This window comes from Saccharococcus thermophilus, assembly GCF_011761475.1.
Taxonomy (GTDB): domain Bacteria; phylum Bacillota; class Bacilli; order Bacillales; family Anoxybacillaceae; genus Saccharococcus; species Saccharococcus thermophilus.
This window is the reverse complement of the sequence record NZ_JAASRS010000001.1, coordinates 855708-876355: the sequence shown is the minus strand read 5'-3', so window position 1 is coordinate 876355 and position 20648 is coordinate 855708. Positions and strand designations below refer to the sequence as shown.

At 44.8% G+C, this 20648-nt stretch carries 16 protein-coding genes and 1 pseudogene; 1 reads left to right on the top strand and 16 read right to left on the bottom strand.

Going from position 1 to position 20648, the window contains the following annotated elements; genetic code table 11:
• Positions 1-3: 3 nt before the first annotated feature.
• From BDD39_RS04590 to BDD39_RS04520, 15 genes and pseudogenes are all read right to left on the bottom strand, one after another.
• Complete coding sequence (locus tag BDD39_RS04590) at positions 4-1575, bottom strand: fatty acid--CoA ligase (RefSeq protein ID WP_166908552.1); 1572 nt, start codon at positions 1573-1575, stop codon at positions 4-6.
• A 197-nt stretch (positions 1576-1772) separates the two neighbouring features.
• Complete coding sequence (gene spoVK / locus BDD39_RS04585; RefSeq protein ID WP_166908550.1) at positions 1773-2705, bottom strand: stage V sporulation protein K; 933 nt, start codon at positions 2703-2705, stop codon at positions 1773-1775.
• Positions 2706-2962: 257 nt separating this feature from the next.
• Entirely contained in the window at positions 2963-3187 is a 225-nt protein-coding gene (hfq, locus tag BDD39_RS04580; protein WP_166908548.1) for an RNA chaperone Hfq, read from the bottom strand.
• A 32-nt stretch (positions 3188-3219) separates the two neighbouring features.
• Complete coding sequence (miaA, locus tag BDD39_RS04575; protein ID WP_166908546.1) at positions 3220-4167, bottom strand: tRNA (adenosine(37)-N6)-dimethylallyltransferase MiaA; 948 nt, start codon at positions 4165-4167, stop codon at positions 3220-3222.
• A 123-nt stretch (positions 4168-4290) separates the two neighbouring features.
• Positions 4291-5250: pseudogene (locus tag BDD39_RS04570) on the bottom strand (methyl-accepting chemotaxis protein); the annotation flags it as partial.
• A gap of 126 nt (positions 5251-5376) precedes the next feature.
• Positions 5377-7035 carry an IS1634 family transposase gene (locus tag BDD39_RS04565; protein WP_015863777.1) on the bottom strand — a complete coding sequence of 553 codons (1659 nt, stop codon included), beginning with the start codon at positions 7033-7035 and terminating at the stop codon, positions 5377-5379.
• A 39-nt stretch (positions 7036-7074) separates the two neighbouring features.
• Positions 7075-7875, bottom strand: a complete 801-nt coding sequence (locus tag BDD39_RS04560; protein ID WP_243845984.1) for a HAMP domain-containing protein — start codon at positions 7873-7875, stop codon at positions 7075-7077.
• Positions 7876-7978: 103 nt separating this feature from the next.
• The gene (locus BDD39_RS04555; protein ID WP_166908544.1) at positions 7979-9331 is read right to left on the bottom strand and encodes an MFS transporter; all 1353 of its coding nucleotides are present in this window, start codon (positions 9329-9331) and stop codon (positions 7979-7981) included.
• Positions 9332-9685: 354 nt separating this feature from the next.
• Positions 9686-11287 (bottom strand): MDR family MFS transporter, encoded by a 1602-nt coding sequence (locus BDD39_RS04550; RefSeq protein WP_166908541.1) that lies wholly within the window; start codon positions 11285-11287, stop codon positions 9686-9688.
• A gap of 116 nt (positions 11288-11403) precedes the next feature.
• Positions 11404-12939 (bottom strand): MDR family MFS transporter, encoded by a 1536-nt coding sequence (locus tag BDD39_RS04545; RefSeq protein WP_166908539.1) that lies wholly within the window; start codon positions 12937-12939, stop codon positions 11404-11406.
• A gap of 14 nt (positions 12940-12953) precedes the next feature.
• Positions 12954-13682 (bottom strand): polymer-forming cytoskeletal protein, encoded by a 729-nt coding sequence (locus BDD39_RS04540; RefSeq protein ID WP_166908537.1) that lies wholly within the window; start codon positions 13680-13682, stop codon positions 12954-12956.
• A gap of 13 nt (positions 13683-13695) precedes the next feature.
• Entirely contained in the window at positions 13696-14400 is a 705-nt protein-coding gene (locus BDD39_RS04535; RefSeq protein WP_166908535.1) for a polymer-forming cytoskeletal protein, read from the bottom strand.
• Positions 14401-14403: 3 nt separating this feature from the next.
• Positions 14404-15033, bottom strand: a complete 630-nt coding sequence (locus BDD39_RS04530) for a DUF4004 family protein (RefSeq protein WP_166908533.1) — start codon at positions 15031-15033, stop codon at positions 14404-14406.
• Positions 15034-15425: 392 nt separating this feature from the next.
• Entirely contained in the window at positions 15426-16454 is a 1029-nt protein-coding gene (locus BDD39_RS04525) for a C40 family peptidase (RefSeq protein ID WP_166908531.1), read from the bottom strand.
• A gap of 204 nt (positions 16455-16658) precedes the next feature.
• Positions 16659-17828 carry an IS256 family transposase gene (locus tag BDD39_RS04520; protein ID WP_166907073.1) on the bottom strand — a complete coding sequence of 390 codons (1170 nt, stop codon included), beginning with the start codon at positions 17826-17828 and terminating at the stop codon, positions 16659-16661.
• Between the two features lie 321 nt (positions 17829-18149).
• Between BDD39_RS04520 and BDD39_RS04515 the strand changes: the two genes are divergently transcribed.
• Positions 18150-18335, top strand: a complete 186-nt coding sequence (locus BDD39_RS04515; protein WP_166908529.1) for a hypothetical protein — start codon at positions 18150-18152, stop codon at positions 18333-18335.
• A 190-nt stretch (positions 18336-18525) separates the two neighbouring features.
• Here BDD39_RS04515 and BDD39_RS04510 read toward each other — a convergent pair whose 3' ends face one another.
• The gene (locus BDD39_RS04510) at positions 18526-20349 is read right to left on the bottom strand and encodes an APC family permease (RefSeq protein ID WP_166908527.1); all 1824 of its coding nucleotides are present in this window, start codon (positions 20347-20349) and stop codon (positions 18526-18528) included.
• Positions 20350-20648 lie beyond the last annotated feature (299 nt).

Genomic DNA, 20648 nt, shown 5'->3' with positions numbered 1-20648 from the left:
TGGTCATCCCTCTTTTCCGCTTTTCGCCACGTTTTTCATTTGTTCGCGAAGCAAAAATTTTTGAATTTTTCCGCTTGCGTTGCGCGGCAGGGCGTCGACGAAGTAATAGGCGCGCGGCCGTTTGTAAGGGGCGAGGCGGTCGCTGTTTTTGCAAAATTGCTCCAGCTCCTCTGCAGTAACATCCGGATCTTTTTTGACAACAAATGCCACCACTTTTTCGCCCCACTTTTCATCCGGCTCGCCGACAACAGCGACATCAAGCACACCGCGGTGTTCATACAGCACATCTTCCACTTCGCGGGGGTAGACGTTTTCGCCGCCGCTAATAATCATGTCATCGACACGGTCGGCAACATACAGGTAACCGTCTTCATCGATATAGCCTAAGTCGCCGGAATGATACCATCCTTTATACACCGCTTTTGCCGTTGCTTCTTCACGGTTGTAATAGCCGGCCATCATGCACGGCCCCCGCATAATAATCTCGCCGACTTCTCCCGGCGGCAGCACCTCGTCCGGATCGGACGGGCCGTCTTCCCGCGGCCTGACGACGCGAATTTCATGATTCAGGCAGGCGCGGCCGGCAGAACCGGCTTTTGTAAACTGTTCATCTTCCAGCAAAAACGTCACCGCCGGCCCCATTTCCGTCATGCCGTACGCTTGAATAAGCTGGATGCCCAGCCGCTCTTGGCATTCTTTCACAAGAACCGGAGCCATCGGGGCGGCACCGTACAATCCGAGACGGAGCGAAGATAAATCGTAATCGCTTACATTTTCCTGCAAAAGCATGTTCCACATCGTTGGCGCAGCAAATAATAACGTAATGCGTTCCTGTTCGATCGTTTTTAAGACAAGCTTCGGATCAAAATGGTGAAGAATGACATTCGTCGCGCCGGCATGCACGCGCGGCAAAAAGCAGCAGTGCAGCTCCGCGCAATGAAACATCGGAGCGCTGACAAGCCCGCGATCCGTATCGCGAATGCGCATGACCGCATTGCAAATCATGCTTTGCTCAATCATATCGCGATGACGGTGCATCACCCCTTTTGGCCGGCCGGTCGTGCCGCTGGTGTACATCATCGCGTACATGTCGCTTTCTCGTACTTCGATGGCTGGAGGCGTTACTTTCGCCGTTTGGACAAGCATGTGATAATCAGCGGCATATGCTGGTGTATCTTCGTCAATGTACCAAAAGGAAATGTGCGGGAATTGATCATGGATGCTCGTTATTTGCGGCTCTACCGCTTTCTCGAACAAGACGACTTTTGGCATCGCGTCTTCAAAAATGTAAGCGATTTCTTTTGGCTTTAAACGAAAATTAATCGGGTTGAACACGGCGCCGATTTTCGCGCAGGCGAAAAACGCCGTCCCAAGTTCAAACGTATTGTACAAAACGGTGGATACCCGGTCTCCTTTTTGTACGCCCGCTTCAAGCAGCGCGTTGGCAAGGCGGTTTACTTCCTGTTCCCATTGCACATACGTATAGCGTCGTCCTTTCGCGATATCGACGACCGCTTCCTTTTTCGGAAATTTTCGCACCGTCTGGGAAAATACTTCCCCAATCGTCATGTACAAGCGCCATACCCCCTTTATCCATTTTTAAAGCATCATTACTATACATATCAAAGAACAGGCAATGATATGCAGAAACGGGTAAGCATATTAAAACTATTCTGAATATTAAACCTTCACTGCCTCATGTTTCTTTATTCTACATATGATTGAAATCTCCTTTCTTTCGCACAAAAAAAGAAAGGGATTCCCCTTCCTTTTTAAGAACTAATGACTAGATCGCGATCGCGGATCACCATCAATTCCTTTTTATCGTATCGCCCTTCATGCAAAAGGCGCACCGCCTGTTTGCGAATCGCCTTTTCAATTAAGTTGCGGACGTAGCGTCCGTTGCTGAATTTTCCGCGCTGGTTAGTTTCCAGAACTTCCTCAATATGATAGTATAATTTTCGCTCCGCTTCCGGCGTAAACTCATATTCCCGTTCCCGCAGCATCTGTTTGGCCATTTTCACCAGCTCATCGACCGTATAATCAGGAAACTCAATCATCAGCGGAAAACGGGACGGCAATCCTGGATTTAATGATAAAAAATAATCCATCTCTTTCGGATAGCCCGCCAAAATGACGACCAAATCATCGCAATAATCTTCCATTCCTTTGACAAGCGTATCAATCGCCTCTTTGCCAAAATCTTTTTCGCCGCCGCGGGCAAGCGAGTACGCTTCATCGATAAACAAAATTCCGCCGCGCGCTTTTTTGATTAAGTCCCTCGTTTTATTGGCAGTATGTCCAATATATTCACCGACTAAATCGGCACGCTCCGCTTCGATAAAATGCCCTTTGGAAAGCACGTTCATTTCAAAAAACAATTTTCCTAACAGCCGCGCCACCGTCGTTTTTCCCGTGCCCGGGTTTCCTTTAAAAATCATATGGAGCGCTTGTTTATTTGGTTTTAAACCATTTTCTTTGCGGACTTTATTAATATAAAGCCACGCGTAAATTTCTTTAATGATTTTTTTTACATGATCGAGCCCAATCAGCTGATCCAGTTCTTTTTGAACATTTTTCAACGCCTGATGCTCTTCATAATTAATAAAATCATTCCGGTCCTCTTTTACTAGATGGTTAATATTTTTCGAATTGAGCACAATGTTAATCTGCCCTTTTGCTTTGTTCATCGTCAATTCCGACAATGGGGTGTCACCTCACTTCACCATTTTCGTGGCTGCTTTTTCACCGCTTCGTTCTTTATCAGTATACGTTTTTCACCGCCGATTCGTGACAATCGCCCAAGTAAAAGAAACAGGCAAGCAATCATCGCAGTTTGGCAGGAATAAAAGTTTGTATATTTTATTCAGCACGACCGATTTTTACGAATAAAAAAGCGCCCGCCTTTTCGGACGGACACTTTTGCTTCTACTGTTATATAACATATGATTCGACGTTGCCGTTATTCTGTTTCAAATTGAACGTTTTTTTCCGGGGCAAATGTCGAAATCGCATGTTTATAAATGAGCTGCTGCTTTCCTTGGACTTCCAGCAAAACGGTAAAATTGTCAAACCCTTTGACGTAACCGCGCAGCTGAAAGCCATTTAACAAATATACGGTGACTTGTATTTCGTTTTTGCGCAACTGATTTAAAAACTGGTCTTGAATGTTAATGGAATTTTTCATAAAACGTCCTCCTCTTTTTCTCTCTAGCTAATTTATATATTCGCTTCTAATTGAAGCTTTCCTGCTATGTATTGAAAAATTTCCTCAGTTTTCTCAGCAAACTTCTCTGCATCCGTCATATCAAACCATTGGACGGGCATTTGGTTTCGAAACCATGTCAGCTGCCGCTTTGCATAGCGGCGCGAGTTTTGCTTCAACTGTTCGACTGCTTCTTCTAAGGAAACGCGCCCATCAAAATAGTCATACAACTCTTTATAACCAATCGCCTGGACGGACTGACAGTCGCGAATACCGCGGTCATATAACGCTCTTACTTCTTCTAACAGCCCTTCGGCAAGCATTTGCTCGACCCGCTCGTTAATGCGGCGGTACAATTGTTCCCGCTCCATCGTCAGCCCGACGATGGCGGCATCATAAATGAGTCGTTTCGTTTGCCCACGCTGCCATTCCGTCATGGTCTTGCCTGTGCAATGATATATTTCTAAAGCGCGGATGACGCGGCGGACGTTGTGCGGATGAATGCGCGCCGCACTTTCTGGGTCAATGGCTTTTAATTGTTCATGCAACATTTCTTCTCCTTCTTCCTCCGCAATTTTCCGCAACTGGCGGCGATAAGCTTCATCGGAAGGAGCGGTAGAAAATTGATAGTCATAAATGACGGATTGAATATACAGCCCGGTGCCGCCGACAATCATCGGCAAACGTCCGCGTGCGGAAATTTCATGAATAAGCGAGCGGGCGAGCTGTTGAAACTCAACAACCGAAAACGATTCCCACGGTTCTTTAATGTCAAGCAAATGATGCGGTATCCCTTCCATCTCCTCCGGTTTAATTTTTGCCGTTCCAATGTCCATTCCTTTGTAAATTTGCATCGAATCCCCGCTGATGATTTCCCCATTTAACCGTTTCGCTAAAGCGATGCTTAATTTCGTTTTCCCGACGGCGGTCGGCCCAATGATGACGACAAGCTTCTCTCCCATCGGCAGTTTCACTACTTTCTTTTTAGCAATATGTACATTTATTTATTATATCCAAATACGCAAAAATTTTGCATGTATTTTTCGTTGCAAAACAAAAAAAACGAACGCCACTATGGACGTTCGCTATACGCGGAATCGTTTTAAAAGTGATTGTACGTCCTCCGCCATTTTCGATAGGGAAGCAGCGGAAGCAGAAATTTCCTCCATGGAAGCAAGCTGTTCTTCCGTTGCCGCCGACACTTCTTGCGTCCCCGAAGCGGCGGATTCAGCAATTTGCGTCACTAGCTGCATCGATTGCACTACTTGTTCCGCAGCGGCTGACATTTGTTGAACAGAAGCGGAAACGTCTTGAATTTGTGCCGCGACTTCATGGACAGCTGTTTGGATTTGTTGAAAAGCTTCTCCCGATGTGCGGATGGCTGCGGTACCAGTTTCCACTTCTTTTCGTACCGTCTCCATCGATTGAACAGCCTCATTTGTTTCCTTTTGAATCGTTGCAATTAACGAAGCAATTTGTTGTGCCGATTGTGCGGATTGTTCGGCTAATTTCCGTACTTCATCAGCGACAACCGCAAATCCCCGTCCATGCTCACCCGCTCGCGCCGCTTCAATCGCCGCATTCAACGCCAAAAGGTTCGTCTGTTCAGCAATTCCGCTAATCACTTCAGTAATTTTGCCAATTTGTTTGGAACGGTCTCCTAATCCTTTTACAATCCCAGCAAGTCGTTCCACCGTATTATTTACTGTATTCATTTGCGTGACAGCCGTTTGAATCGTCTTTCCGCCTTCCGATGCTTTTTCCGACGTTTGCACCGCAATCGTCGACACGTTTTGGGCACGTTCGGAAATTTTCTGAATTCCGTCAGACATTTGATCGATCGTCTCTGAAGTTTCTTCTACGCTTTGCACTTGCTTTTCCACACCTGAAGCAACATTTTGGATCGTTAACGCAATTTGTTCCGTCGCCTTGCTCGTCTGTTCCGCACTCGCCGTCAATTGTTCGGAAGACGCCGCAACTTGTTCGGCATTCATCGCTACTTGCTCTAATACATCACGTAAATTTTTCGTCATTTGGTTAAAACTCACATTTCGCACCCTAACAAGGTCAAAACAAAGGATTTTTTATTTAGTTTTTCAGAATAACTTTTTGACCAACACAACGAGCGATGGCAATCCTTTTTTTACCATCGCTGGTCGTTCCGTATCACGTTACACGTAGATGCTCTCATCCATGCCCAATCCCTGCAGAATCCTTCGCTGATCAGGGGTAAGGGAGCGATCCAGTGAGCGTTGGATGCGCCCATCCGGCAGCTTGAACAGGACGACGTTCACATATTGAAACAGCTGAAAAATCGCCTGTCCCGTCGGCCGGGTCAGCTTGCGGCCTCCAGGACCCTTCAACGGGTGTTCTGGAGTAATAAACTGACGCACTCGGCGCTGAAAAACGCGGTAAATAGCCAAGGCCAACAGAAACAAATAGCCTAATACTGCGACCCGTTCTGGTTTTTTGACGTAAATCTCATCCGTGAAAAACGGATCTTTCAAAAAAGCGAAGTTCATTTCCACCGAGATCTGCCCTTTATACAGCTTCAAGATCTCTTGGGCATCCATGGGTTGGCCCTTCCATTCCTTCGGAACGGTCGTGACAAGGACAAACCGGGACGCTTTCCGTCTCGCCTGTTCCCACGCGTCTTGGTCGAATTCGACGTCAAGGTGCAAGAAATACAGCGTCTCCACCTCGGGTTCCGCCCCTTTTTTCGGCCGTCCGCGCCGTTTTTTCAGGCGTACGATCTCTTCGACCGCGGCCTCAACCCGATGAAACCGGGGGCGAAGGGACGCCTTGAGGGACGCCAAGGCTTGTTCGGCATCTTCCCGGCAGGAGAAGGGGTGACGCTCCCAACGGGCTTGTTCCTCGCGAAGAAGCTCCGCTTCTTTGGTTCGTTCTTTTTCAAGCGTCTTTCCTTTTCGCTGGTCGAGCGCGCTCGATTCAACAACGATCAGCCGAACGGGGTGGCCTTCATACGTCGAGGCCGTTTCCCATACCCGGTACGTGGCGCCGTTTCTCTCCGCCAACGTAAAGGGATCGCTCCACGTCGTGTCCTCAGCATCCGCTTCGGCCAGCGCGGTTTTCACGATCCGGAGCGACGAAGGGCCTCTGGTGATCAAAAAGGCGTTGGCCGCTTTGGTTTGCGCCAGGGTCTCTTTCGTCATCGCGGCGGAATCGGCCACGTAAATCCATTCGTCTTCGATTTTGGCCTGCTTCAGCTGTTCATGGACACGAGACAGCACCTCGGGATTCCATGTTTTATCGGGCAGGTTGCCATCGTGCACATCGCCGTAAAACGGGATGCCGTCCTCGTTGCCGACCAGTCCGAAACCGATCTGTTTTTGCCAACGATGATGGCGGTTGTAGCCATGTGTGATTTGTAAGGCCTCTAACGAGGCCGATTCATACGCGCCGTAAACGGTCTTGTCCGTCGTATCGGCGTGGAAGGCTCGGAGGGAAAGGCCTTCTTTTCGATAAATATGAATCAAGCAAGTGCTGATGACGTTGTGAATGCCAGCCTCATACAGGCGATCGAGATGACGGGCCAACGCATCGTCGTTCAACCAGGAAGGATGGAGATCGGGACGGATGAGTTTCTCACAATCGACCTCCTGAGCCCAATGTTCCAAGTGAACAAGGGCTTGCCGGCCGTCAAACACATTGTAGAGGATGGCCTGAACGGCATCGCTGACTCGCGTTTGGCACTGCGGATCGACGGGCACGAGATGGTCAATCAATTGAGGCAGACCCAGTTTCTTGAATAGGGCACTTATTATATTCAAATAAGAATTGCGATAGACCTTTTTGACTTGAACGTTCATAAGTGAAAAACTCCTTTACGTTCCTTGTGTGTCAAGGATTCATTCGACATCGGAACGAAAAAATCCTCCCGATTTTCGTCGAGAGGGTGCGAAATGTGAGTTAAAAGATGCCGCCAGTTCCCCGATTTCATCGCGGTTGCGAATCACAATTTCCTCCCCGGTCAAATCGCCGCTGGCAATTCGTTTTGCGGCTTCCGAAAGAGTGAGGAGCGGGCGAGAAAGAACGCGGCTCATATAAATAGTAACGATGTTGCCAATAGCAAGTGCAATAACCCCGATTATAATCATCCATACTTTAAGGGATGATGCTTCTGACTTTGCAGCCTTGTCAGCCTGATTCATATCTTTTTGCTGGATTTTCGTTAGCTGCCCTACCGCTTCATCAAATTGTGAAGTAATATCTCTTCCCGTAGTTATAATTAACTGTGTATAAGCTTCTACATTATTTTCTTCTTTTAATTGAAATGTTTTCTGTCCAAGTTCGTAAAATTGCTGTTCTAGCTCATTCAGTCGCGCTAACAACTCTTTTGTTTTCGTTTTTGTCAACGTTTTCTCCAGCTCATTGCTTAGCCTCTCAAATTCATCATGCGCTTTCGTAAAGTTTGTCAATGACGTTTGATCGCCGGTAAGCAAATAACCGCGCATGCTCCCTTGCTCGCGCCGAACCAAAATTTCTAGCTGTTTAACATTGATAAGATTGGAAACATCGCCATTTAAAAGGCGCGTATAATTAGCATTAATAGTGGAAATCTCGTAATAAGCAATGCCAACAAGCGCGATTAACAACATATATACAGCGGCAAATACTGCATACAATTTTTTTCGGACTGTCACCTTCATCGTCTAACCCTCCCATTTATAAACATCGTGCAGCACTCCATCTGCAAAAAAAAGAGAAGGGAATAACCTTCCCTTCTTTATATCGGCATATAATGCCAAATATTTAGGCCATTTCTCCCGAACGAAGCAAATTTTTTTTCCCGTGTTCAGATTCGTCCCGAATGAGAAACGACGTTAGTAAAGCCACAATGCTGCCGATAAATCCAAATAAAAAGAGATGGTGAATGCCTGCCATAAATTCGGCCGCTTTCGTTAAAAAGGCGCCCATAATCGTGACACCAATGGCTGTGCCGATATTGCGGCAAAACATGAAAAAGGATGTCGCAATTCCTTTTTCATGCGCATCGGCAAGCTGCTGCGAGCCGATGATACCGACGGTAGATGTTAATCCGAACGATAGCCCCTGAATGAGCATGGCAAAAAAGACATACAAAAATCCGCTGCTTTCATTTAAAAGTGCAAGCAATAGTCCAGAAAGCACAAGAAGAACGTTTCCAATAATCAATAAAATGCGGTAGCCGTAGCGTAAAATCCATTTTCCCGCCGGTACAGCAGCAATCATCCAGCCAATCGACATGCCTAAAAGTGCAACACCGCTCACAAACACCGATTGATGCGCAATATTTTGCAAAAATAGCGGAATGTAGCTAGACGTGCCGAATAAAGCGACACAGCTGACAAATCCGTTCATGTTCATCCATTTTAACGTTTTATGCTGCACGAGTGCCAATGGAACAAGCGGAGATGCTTGCTTCTTTTCATATAAGTAAAAAATAACTAATAACACAGCACCAACGACGCCATACATCCATTGGTTGTTTTCGACTACCGTCATCAATAGAAGAAAGCTGATCGCGGTCGCAAATAATGCCGCTCCGATATAGTCAATCTCCACCCGCTTCGGCTCGTACACTTCTTTATATGGCAATAGTGTAAGTAAGGAAAGCAAGCAAATCGGGATATTCACATAAAAAATCCAGCGCCATGATGCGTATTCGACAAAAAAGGATCCTAAAAGCGGCGCAAGAACAGCGGAAATCCCCCACATTGCCGTGAAAAACGCTTGAATTTTGCCGCGCTTTTCAATCGGAAATAAATCCCCGGCAATGATGGCAGGAAACGGCATCATAAAGCCAGCGCCAATTCCTTGCAGGGCGCGGAATACAACAAGCTGGACCATATTTTGCGACATCCCGCAAAGAAGAGAACCGATTAAAAATAAAATAATACCGAAGCTAAATACTTTCTTTCTCCCAAAAATATCGGAAAGTCTCCCGGCGATTGGAGAAAGAACGGTCGTTGTGATCATGTAGGAAGCAAACGACCAGGCATAAAGAGAAAATCCTCTAAGTTCTTTGGCAATAATCGGCATCGTCGTATTCATGATCGTCGTATCCATCGATGCCACGAGCATCGCCAGCACAATGCTTACCATTACGGATATTCTGCTATTCACTGTAATCTACCCTCCTTTTTATCTACTACGAGTAATTTATTTTACACGATATCACCGTTTTCCTACAAAAAAAATGCTTTTTCTTTCCATACAAAACAGATCCATTGTCTTTTCTGCACTTCTTCCTTCTATCATTCGTTCGCTTCCAAAAGAACCGTTGCGAAAAAACGAATATAAATAAAAAACGAGGCTGTCTCAAAAGGTAGCTGAATCAACCTTTTGAAGCCAGCCTCTTCTATTGTCGAGGAAAATCGCTTCTGCCTCTTACTTTTTCTCGCTTCGGCTCACGGCTCCTTGGGAACAAAATAACTTCCCCTCGCGCCTCTGCGGGCAAAGAACATTTACCCCGCGGATTTAAGCGCGCGCCTTTGCTTTTCGATGTTGGTCAGACAGCTTAATTTTGCCTAACGCCAATCCCAACACAACACCGCACGCGACAAAAACAAGACCAAACACGAACACAGAATATAAAGAATCGACTAAGGAATGTTTCAAAATTGGAACGAGCGTATGGCTCCATTGCGGAGGCATCTTCTCCAATGCTTTTGGATTCAGCAACATCGAATACAATCCTTGCGGATCATCATGAATCATATGCTTGAATTGGTCGACCATTCCTTTTGCTTGTGGAGGGAGCGATCTCAACATCGGCATTAAACGGTCTTCTAACAAATGGCTTGATCGATAGTTCATGATCGCTCCTAAAATCGTCATCCCGAACGTTCCACCGATGGCGCGGAAAAATTGGCTGGATGAAGTGACAACACCGAGTTCTGATTTCGGAAAGGTTTCTTGCAACGCCAACGTCAGAATCGGCATGACTAAACCGACTCCAAGCCCTAACACAATCATATAAAGCGTGGCGGTCCATTTCGTCGTTTCCACATCCATCGTGCTTAGCAAACCAAACCCGGCGGCCATGATGAACATGCCGATAATTAATTGCGTCTTGACGCCGATTTTATAAACCATTCGTCCGCCGATGATGCTGCCGACAATCATCGTAATCATCATCGGGGTCATAACGGTTCCCGATTGCGTCGCACTGACGCCGACAACCCCTTGCATAAACAACGGAACGAACACAATCGCCCCAAACATGCCGATGCTCATTAAAAAGCCGATCCCATTTAACACCGTAAACGTCCGGTTTTTAAAGAAGCGAACCGGCAAGACCGGCTCCTCGACCTTCGATTCCACAAAAACAAAGGCCGTTAAGAACACCGCCGCAACAACAAACAAGGTGATGATTTGCCACGATGTCCAAGCATACTTATCGCCGCCAAACGTCAAAGCCAACAATAAGCTAACGACGCCGACGACCATCGTGAACATGCCGGCAACATCAAACTTCACCGGACCTTTCGCCTGATGTTTGTTTAATCCCATCGCAATAAAAATCGTCGCTAAAATTCCAACAGGAAGATTGATGTAAAATACCCATCGCCAGTTTAAATGGTCGACAATCCATCCGCCAATCTGCGGGCCTAAAACAGACGCAAGGCCATAAAGCCCGCCAAATACTCCTTGCCATTTCCCGCGTTCTTTTCCGGTAAACAAATCGCCGATAATAATCATCGCCATCGGCATCATAATCCCGCCGCCGATTCCTTGCAGCCCGCGGTAAATGATAAGCTGCGTCATGTTATTCGCCATGCCGCAAAGAGCGGATCCGACCATAAAAGTAATGAGTCCTGTCACATAAATGACCCGTCTGCCTAGCAAATCGGCAAGCTTTCCGGCAATCGGCACGATCGTGGTCGAAGTGAGCATATAAGCGGTCGTCAGCCACGTCATCAAGCTCAAACCGCCAAGCTCCCCGACAATGCGCGGCATCGCTGTTCCGACAATCGTGCCATCGAGCGCGCCGAATAACATGGCGATGATCAGCCCGATAATTAATATGTTGCGATGCTTAATGCTTGATTGTATTTCCAACGCAGCTACTTCTGCCATCTTCTCGTCTCCCATCTATCATTCGTGATATACTCTTGAACCATTTGGTCAATAAAGCTAATTCTTCGGATAATGGTTGAAGGTTTTGGCTTTCCGCTTTTTTCATTGCGAGAAACTTATTCCTTCCCAACCTGCACCTTGCCGCGCTGTGCGGCATGCATCGATGCGAGCCGATCGTTTGTCATGAAAAAGACGAACAGAAGCGTCAGCGCTGCTGGAATTAAGCTCCATAAAAACGTATGCGCGATGGAAGAAGCTAACGCTGCCGTTATTTTTTCGAGTATAGGCGCTGGAATGTGGGCGCGCGCTTCCGGAGAAAGAATCGCACGAGGGTCATGATTGCTCATTGCCGGAACACTGTTTGCCATTCCTTGAAACGCCTCTTTTAATCGGTCGGTAAACAAATTGCGTTGAATGATGCCGAAGATCGTAATGCCGATCGTCATGCCGAGCGACCGTAAAAACGAGTTCGTTGAACTGGCCGCGCCTCTTTCCGCTTCTGTGAAATGGTGAATGGCCGCCATTCCTAACACGGAAAATGAAGCTCCAACTCCCAATCCCACGATAATCATATAACAAGTTACGGTAAAGCGGGTCGTGTCCTCCGTAATCGTGCTAAGCAAAAACATGCCAATCGCAAATACTGACATAAAGAGAATCATGACGTTCCGATAGCTTGTTTTTCCCGCTAAAAACCCGCCTAATTGCGCAGAGACGGTAGTCGCCAACATCATCGGAAGCAAAATCAATCCAGAGTTCGTCGCCGTGCCGCCCGTTACCCCTTGAATAAAAAGCGGAATGTAAACGGTGGCAACGATAAAAGTTGCTCCCGAGAAAAAGCCAATAAGGTTGCTCGCGGCATATAAACGCTTGCGGAACATATGATACGAGACAATCGGCTCTTGCGTTTTTGTCTCCACATAAAGAAACAATAAAAATAGCACCGCAAAAGCAGAAAATAAACTAATGATAACCGAAGAGTCCCATGCGTATTGATTTCCGCCCAACTCAAGCGCAAACATCAAACATACAATCGCCGGAACGAGTGTGATGACGCCAAGCCAATCGATTTTTTGCTTCGTATGCTTCGGCGACTCCCGGTAAAAGAAAGTGATAAGCAAGAAAGCGACAATGCCAAGCGGAATATTAATATAAAATACCCAACGCCATGTCAAGTAGTCGGTAATATACGCTCCCAAGAGCGGCCCGAAAATGCTCGACAACCCAAATACCGCTCCGAAAAGACCGCCCATTTTCCCGCGCTGCTGTGGCGGAAAAATGTCAAACATAATCGTAAACGCAATCGGCACTAAAGCGCCGCCGCCAATCCCTTGAATCGCCCGAAAGATGCTGAGCTGGACAATACTTTGCGCGACTCCGCATAGCATTGAGCCAACTAGAAAGACCACCAATCCGAAGATAAAAAATCGTTTCCTTCCGTACATGTCGGAAAGTTTCCCGAAAATCGGCATCCCTGCCATTTCCGTCACCATATACGCGGATGTCACCCAAACAAACTTATCAAGTCCCCCTAAATCCGCGACAATCGTCGCCATCGCCGTCGCAACGATTGTATTGTCCATCGACGCGACAAAAATGCCAATGAGCAGCCCAAGTACCACCCATTTAATGTTTGTTTCGTTTCTCCTCATTCTTCTCTCCCTCTCTATCGTTTTCTTTTTTCTTTCACGACCGCTTTTTCGTCTTGCTGAAAACTTGTGTGATATTCCACAAGATCAATGTTACAGCCTGGACCAATGATGATGCGGTCCCCGCGGACGATTTTAGCGTGGGTATGTTCTAAATAAATGTCATCCCCTTCGATCGTTTCCGCTACTAGCTTTGCCGAATCAGGAGCAAATCGTTTCAAAAAGTGAAGAATATTCAATGCTTTACTTCGTTTGACGCGAATGGTTTTCCCGCCAATTTCGGCGATGCGGCTGTCGGCAAAATGAAGATACAATTCGACCTGCTCCGCGTTTAGCGTGTTGCCAATCTCCACCGCGCCTTTGACGGAAAAAACGTCCGCTTCGCAATCGCGGGACACTTTCATTTCTCCGTAACCGTGAATCGTTCCTCCTGTTACATCGCCATCTACATGGGCGGCACCGCGGAGATGAAAATCGGATGCCGCGGCATTTCCGCGCAGATTCATTTCCCCAAATAGCTTGATCGTTTCCCCTTGAACATTTCCCCGTATGTTCGCTTGGCCAAAAATGTGGAACGACTTCATCTCGATGTTGCCGCTCACATCGGCATTGCCAAACACCTTGCAACGATCACACCATAAATCACCGTTAATGGTAGCGTCCCCACGGATCGTCACTTTATGAAACGTTCCTCCCGAAGTAAGAGCCGATCCGTTTACGGTTAAATGGCGCACATGATTTCCCACGTTTATCTCTCCTTCACACTTTTTTATACGTACCGACTTTCGCTCCTGGATCACATTGAAACTCATCTTGATATTCCACAACTTCAATGTCGCATCCAGGACCGATCACCACCCGGTTGCCTCTAACTGCTTTCGCGCTCGTATGCTCTAAATAAATTTCATCCCCTTCGATACTTTCGGCGGTCAGACCAACATGGAATAACAGTTTTTTCAAAAATGTCATTCCTTGCTGCTTTACTTCAATACGTTCCCCTCCGATTTCTTTTGCTTGGCAATGTCCGAAAATCTTTATTTGAATGGTCCCCGCATTTAATAAGCCGCCAACGGAAAACTCCCCTTTCGCTTGAAATTGTTCCGCGTCACAGTCTCCTTTAATGACTGTTTCTCCATGAATATGCACTTCGTCCGCCGATAAATTCCCGTCTACACTGGCGCTCCCATGACAATCAAATTGTCTGCATTGTACATCGCCGCCAATTCGGGCGCTTCCATTAATTTTTACATGTTCCGTTTTTAACGTTCCGATAATACGGGATTTTCCGGATATATGTGCCGCCTTCGCTTTCACGTTTCCTTCCATTGTCGCCGTCCCGTGAATCGCCATATCGTTGCAGTCGATATCTCCATGCACCTTTCCATTTCCAGAAATTTTGACCAAATTGTATAGGCCGCCCGAAGCACTTCCTGTACCAGATATAACCAAATCCTTTCTTTCCATTGTTTATCCCTCCGACACCATCAGTTTTAATTGCTCTACGCAAGTCGGCACATGAAGACGAGCAATGATTTTCGCCTTTTCTTCAACATAGACGTCATTTCCGCTTGCTACTAATAGGCATATTGCTACTCCCATTTTTCTCAGGAAAAGCAATTCACAACTCCGGCCTTGGAAGGCAGCATAATGTTTCTCGAATACATCGAATACGCTTTTTCCTTCTTCCAAACTAATTTCCCCTGTTTGCAGCAATTGATCAAGAATATAGAGCTGCAACAGTTCGGTGAAGGAAAAAGTATGCTGTTCTCCTTTTTGTTCCATATAAAATTGCAGGGCCATTTTCGAAACAATGTTACGTTTTATAATTTCATCTCTATGCAGAGTAATCACAGCAGGATTCGGCGAAAACATATTTGCTAGTTCATCGAGGGACAGATCATCTTTCAGCTGTTTAATTTTTTCGACTCTCTCTAGTATTTTTCCTTTTGGAAAAAACGTTTCTTGCCCCGTAAAGGTCGATTTTCGAATAAACCATTCTTCGGGAATCAATTTTTTCCGTTTCCACCGATAAAGTTGACCATAAGAGATTCCTGTTTGCTCTAACAATTCTTTTTTCGAGATTAATTCCTCCTCCACCATGAGCACCTCCCTCGCTATATAATGTAACATAACAATGTTACGTTGTAAATAAAAAAAACAAACGGAATCCTTATTATTACCTCCTCTTGTTCAACTTCATTCTTCGCTTAATAAAAAAAATCGAGTGTAAAACCACCTATGCGATTTTACACTCGATCGCCTATGTTTTGTTACTCCACATTACCGGAACTATTTGATAGAACAAGGAGGTTGCGCTGATGTGTTTACATCACCCATTGATTAACGATATTCGCATTTTAACAGATCATTTATTGCGCTGAATTCAAACAAGCTCACTCAAACATTATACAAAACGATACGCCTTCATTTTAACTAGCTTTTTATTACTGTCTACTTGATTAAATCGTTGCTTTTCATAGATTAATTGATTACATTACACGTACTGCTTTCACATATCGTTCTTTCCAATAAGAAGAATTAATCGATGTATAAGAAACGCCTTTAGAAGTTGAAGCATTTAACATTTGGCCGTTACCCGCATAAATTCCAACGTGATTGATCGTTCCATCGAAGTCTGTATCAAAGAAGACTAAATCTCCTTTTTGAAGCTGATTGAAAGAAACCGGTGTGCCAACTTGTGATTGTGCTGCCGAAGTGCGAGGTAAAGAAATTCCAGCCTCACTGAATACCCGCATAGTAAAGGATGAGCAATCAAATGCATCTGTGCGAGATGGACTAGCACCATATAAATATTTCGCACCTAAATATTTTTCGCCAATTTGAATGACCCGATCAGCCAATGAAGAATTCACAGCTTTTGTGGTACTTTCGGAAGATGTGGTAGACGCCGCTGAAACAAGAGTGCGTTGAGAAACTCTTTGACTTGAAGATGGAACAGGGGCTTTTTCTCCGGTAACTTTAATAGATTGTCCCGCTCGAATAAGATTAGGATTCGTAATTTCCGGATTTAAAGCGAGCAATGAACGAACTGTTGTATTAAACATTTTAGCGATGCCAGAAAGAGTATCTCTTTCTTTCACTATGTAATAACCGTTAGTACCTGATTTCGTAGTAACAGGTCTAACAGGAGCTGGAGACGACTCAGACAAGCGGATGGTTTGACCAGCCTTAATAAAATTTGGATTAGAAATTTCAGGATTCCTTTTTAATAACGCATCAACACTCGTATTAAATTGCTTTGCAATTTTGCTTAAGGTGTCGCCAGCTTTCGCTACATATGTATCTTCTCTTTCGTCAACTTTTAATATTTGCCCAGGGAAAATACGATCAGAAGTGAAATGATTCATTTGTTTTAATGTTTCTACAGTAGTGTTGTATTTTTTCGATATCGCCCAAAGCGAATCGCCTTTTTGGACGGTATAATTGCTAGCGAAAGCAGTTTGGCCTGCTAATAAAGAACTTATAATTGTACCTGTAAGAATAAATGTTTTTTTCATTTTGTGCCCCCCAAGATGTATTTTTATCACGGTAATCATTTCTATGGTACCGTCAAGAATTTTGTGTAATGTAAATGGGGTAGGGTTTCTCTGAAATGGATTTGAATTGATAGGGGACTGATTTTCTCCACACAGGAGACTGAATATTCAGTCTCTTGTGTGGAAAGGGAGAATCCCCTTATTTTGTTTATTTACAATATTTGGTTAACAATAACGTTCTTCAAACATTCGTTGAAGGGCTTCCTGCGCTTCGGCAAATCCTCTTAACTTTCGCCCTGCCCATTTCTCATTAAAATCTTGGATGGTCAAATACACGACTTTTTCCGCGGCTTCTAAACTGCTCAAACTGTTCATCGGCTTTAGACGTTTCCGAATCTCTTTGATCGTTCGTTCGATGACATTCGTCGTGTAAATCACACTTCGAATACTGCTTGGATAATCCATAAATGTAAGGAGGACATCCAACTCATTGGCCCAAGATTGAACTTCTCTTGGATATTTGCTGGACCATTTCGACTCAAACTGTTGAAACATTTGTAACGCCATCTCCTTATTCGGCGCGCGATAAATCAGCTTGAGATCCTCGGCCACTTCGAATTGGTCTTTTTTCCGAACACGGCTGAGGGTGTTGCGGACTTTGTGCACGACACAGCGCTGCACATCGGCTTTCGGATACACCGCCTTAAAGGCTTCCTCCAGCCCCGGAAGGCCATCGAAGACGCCAAGAAGCACTTCCTTGACGCCTCTTTGGTAGAGGTGTTGAAGAATTTCCTGCCATCCATAGGCGCTTTCTTGTCCTCCCACGAAGAAATCCAGAATTTCTCGATACCCTTCTTCATTCACTCCTAACACCACATAAATGACTTCTTTCTCTACCGTATCGCGGCGAAGTTTCACGTACAAGCCGTCCAAATATAAGACAGAATAACGTTTGGATAGTGGACGATGGTGCCATTTCTCGATGTCTTCTTTCACGACATCGGTAATACGGCTGATCGTCGCTGGAGAATAAGCATTTCCTAGAATTCGTTCGATAAACTTGCCAATTTCCCGTGTACTCATGCCACTTTGATACATCCTAATGATGGCTTCCTCCAGCCAGCCGGTGTGGCGTTGATAAGGGGCAAACAACTGTGTTTGAAATTCCCCGTTTCGGTCTCTTGGAACCAAAAGACCCTCAATCCGGCCATATTGCGTATCTAGATTTCGCTGATAGTAGCCGTTTCTCATATTCGGCGTTCCAGCCTGTTCGATTTCGAGGAAATGTTTGATTTCTTCCCGCATAATCAGCTCTAATTTTTCCTTCACAAACTGACGAATGACACTTTCCAGTTGATTTGCCCAGTCGACATTCGGTATACTTCTTTTAGACATAGGTAGGGTACTCCTTTCTCTAAGATTTTTGGTCCAATCAGAGAATACCCTACCTTTTTTCTTTTGTTCTAGCAAAATGCTTTACACAAACTTTTATACATCATCTTCGTTCGCAGTATCTTTTTTTCTCATATTATAATTTTTGTATTTAATAGAAAATTTTATTATTTTATCCAAAAAGATTTTCACCTTTAGAAGTCATAATAAAATCAGCTTGCCGACTTTGTCGACAAGCTGAAATGAATACCCTTGTTCACCCTTCATGAACAATTTCTCCTAATTGTACATATTTTATATTGTCATTGAAAGGAGGAAAAAAGCATGGATAAATCCGCGTTCTTGTTTTTAGCTTGCATCCTTGCTGGTTTTGCACTAATACACCTTCCTTTAGCCGGTTCACCTTTAGCTGGTATACAACCAGTAACGACCTTAATTGGGATTTTAGCTATTCTTGTTTTTTCATTAGTCCTCATATTTAAAGGAATAATAGCCCTGGTAGGCAAATGAATTTTATGGAGGCTTTGTCGACAAGCAAAATCCCTCAGATTTATAGAATCTGTTTTGGGATTGCTGATAAAAACTATTAATGGGTAAACAGCTAATTGGCTAAAACCCGGCATTCGGCCAAAATCCGCCGTCTGCCGGGTTTTTAATGTTTGGGAAATTGCCCAGAAACATCCTAATAGAATATAAACTTCTACTTATGAAGCCGATAAGGAACGGTTGAGACAATCACATTTTTCTTATATAGAAGGTACAATCTCAATAAAACGCTCGATTGGTTATGCAAAAAGTTATGCCAGCCTTTTTTCGGTATAAATTGAGGAATCAAAACCGTTACCGTATGGTTTCTTTCCTCTGCCTTGCTTTCAATCGTATCCACTAGCTTGGAAATTGGTGTGATAAGATCGCGATAATAAGAAATTAGCGTAACAAGGCGAACATCCGGCCTCCATTTCTTCCATTTCTCTTCCATTCGGAGCATACTTTCCCGGTCAAATGCCACATATACAGCCAATACATAATCTCCAATGGCTTGGGCGTAATTTAAGGATTGCTCTACTACCTTCGTGATTCCCGCGACAGGAACAATCACGACATTTCCCTCTATTTTGTCCGGAATCTTATTTGGATTGACCCGCAGTTGTTCTGCCACCGCATCATAGTGCTTATGGATTTGATGAAAAATAAATACGATCATCGGAAGAAATACAAGCACAGACCATATCTGAGTAAATTTTGTGATAAAGAAAATGCACAGTACGGTTAGCGTAATGAGCGCTCCTAGCAAGTTGGCCAGCAGTTTCGGTATCCACCCCACTGGTTTTTCGCGCACCCATTTTACAATCATTCCCGTTTGTGACAAGGTGAAAGGAATGAATACGCCAACCGCATACAAAGGAATTAACTGTTCCGTTTGCCCTTTAAAAGCGATAATCAGCAAAATAGAAGCAAGGCCGAGCGTGATGATTCCGTTTGAATACCCTAATCGGTCACCGCGTATAAGATACATTCTTGGCATGTATTTATCGGATGCCAGATTATATGCCAGCAAAGGAAATGCAGAAAACCCCGTATTTGCCGCCAACACTAAAATAAGGGCCGTTGTTCCTTGTATAAAGTAATACACCACGCCTCTTCCAAACACCTTGGAAGCGAGTTGGGAAACAACAGTCTCTTCTGCTTTCGGAGCAATTCCATACCAGTATGCTAAAAAAGTGACTCCTACAAACAGAACTGCGAGAATGCACCCCATCATCACTAACGTTTTGGCAGCATTTTTTGCCGCCGGCTCCTTAAAATTTGGAACGGCGTTGGAGATCGCTTCTACCCCTGTCAATGCAGAGCAACCAGATGCAAATGCCCGCAGCAACAAGAATAACGTAATTCCGGGCACCGTAGTACCGATAGGCGTATGTAAGGTAGACGGTACTTGTCCATTGATAATATGAAAAATCCCAACAATAATGAGCATAACGAGCGCCAATACAAACAAATAAACGGGATATGCCAAAACGGAAGCAGATTCGTTTATGCCCCTAAGATTAAGAATAGTGATAAACACAACCAGTGTGATTGCAATTCCAACTGTGTATGGATGTAAAGTTGGAAACGCGGATGTAATGGCATCCGTTCCCGCGGACACGCTTACTGCCACAGTTAGAATATAGTCGACGAGCAAAGAGCCCCCGGCAATGAGGCCCGGATTTACACCTAAGTTCATTTTGGAAACGACGTAAGCTCCGCCTCCATGCGGATAAGAGTAAATGATTTGGCGATACGATAAAATAAGCGCCACCAATAGAATAAGAACTCCAATCGCAATAGGAATGGAATACCAAAATGCAATGAATCCAATCGTCGAGAGAACAAGTAAAATTTGTTCCGTACCGTACGCAACCGAAGATAGAGCATCAGAAGATAAAACGGCTAACGCCTTTAATTTGCCCAACTTTTGCTCTCCCAGCTCGGTTGATTTCAACGGTCTGCCGATTAAGAATCGTTTTAACGATGAAAACATACATACACCACCAATATGCAGAATTTCAATAAGGATATTATCATTTCTTTCAGGAAATGAATAGTCTTTGCTTAATTATTTTTATTCGTATTCACCGACTTTTAACTTGAAGATGTCGAAAATGCGAAAACTTGTGTTGATACCAATAAATAGATCTTCTTCTGTCATATAACGTCGAATAAGAATTGCATGTTCACCATATCCTAAACAATTAACGTCCATCACTACCCGCCACTTCATATATTGCTGCGTCCCCGCTCATAATTAGCACTGTTTAATAAATTTTGCAAACGGAACTA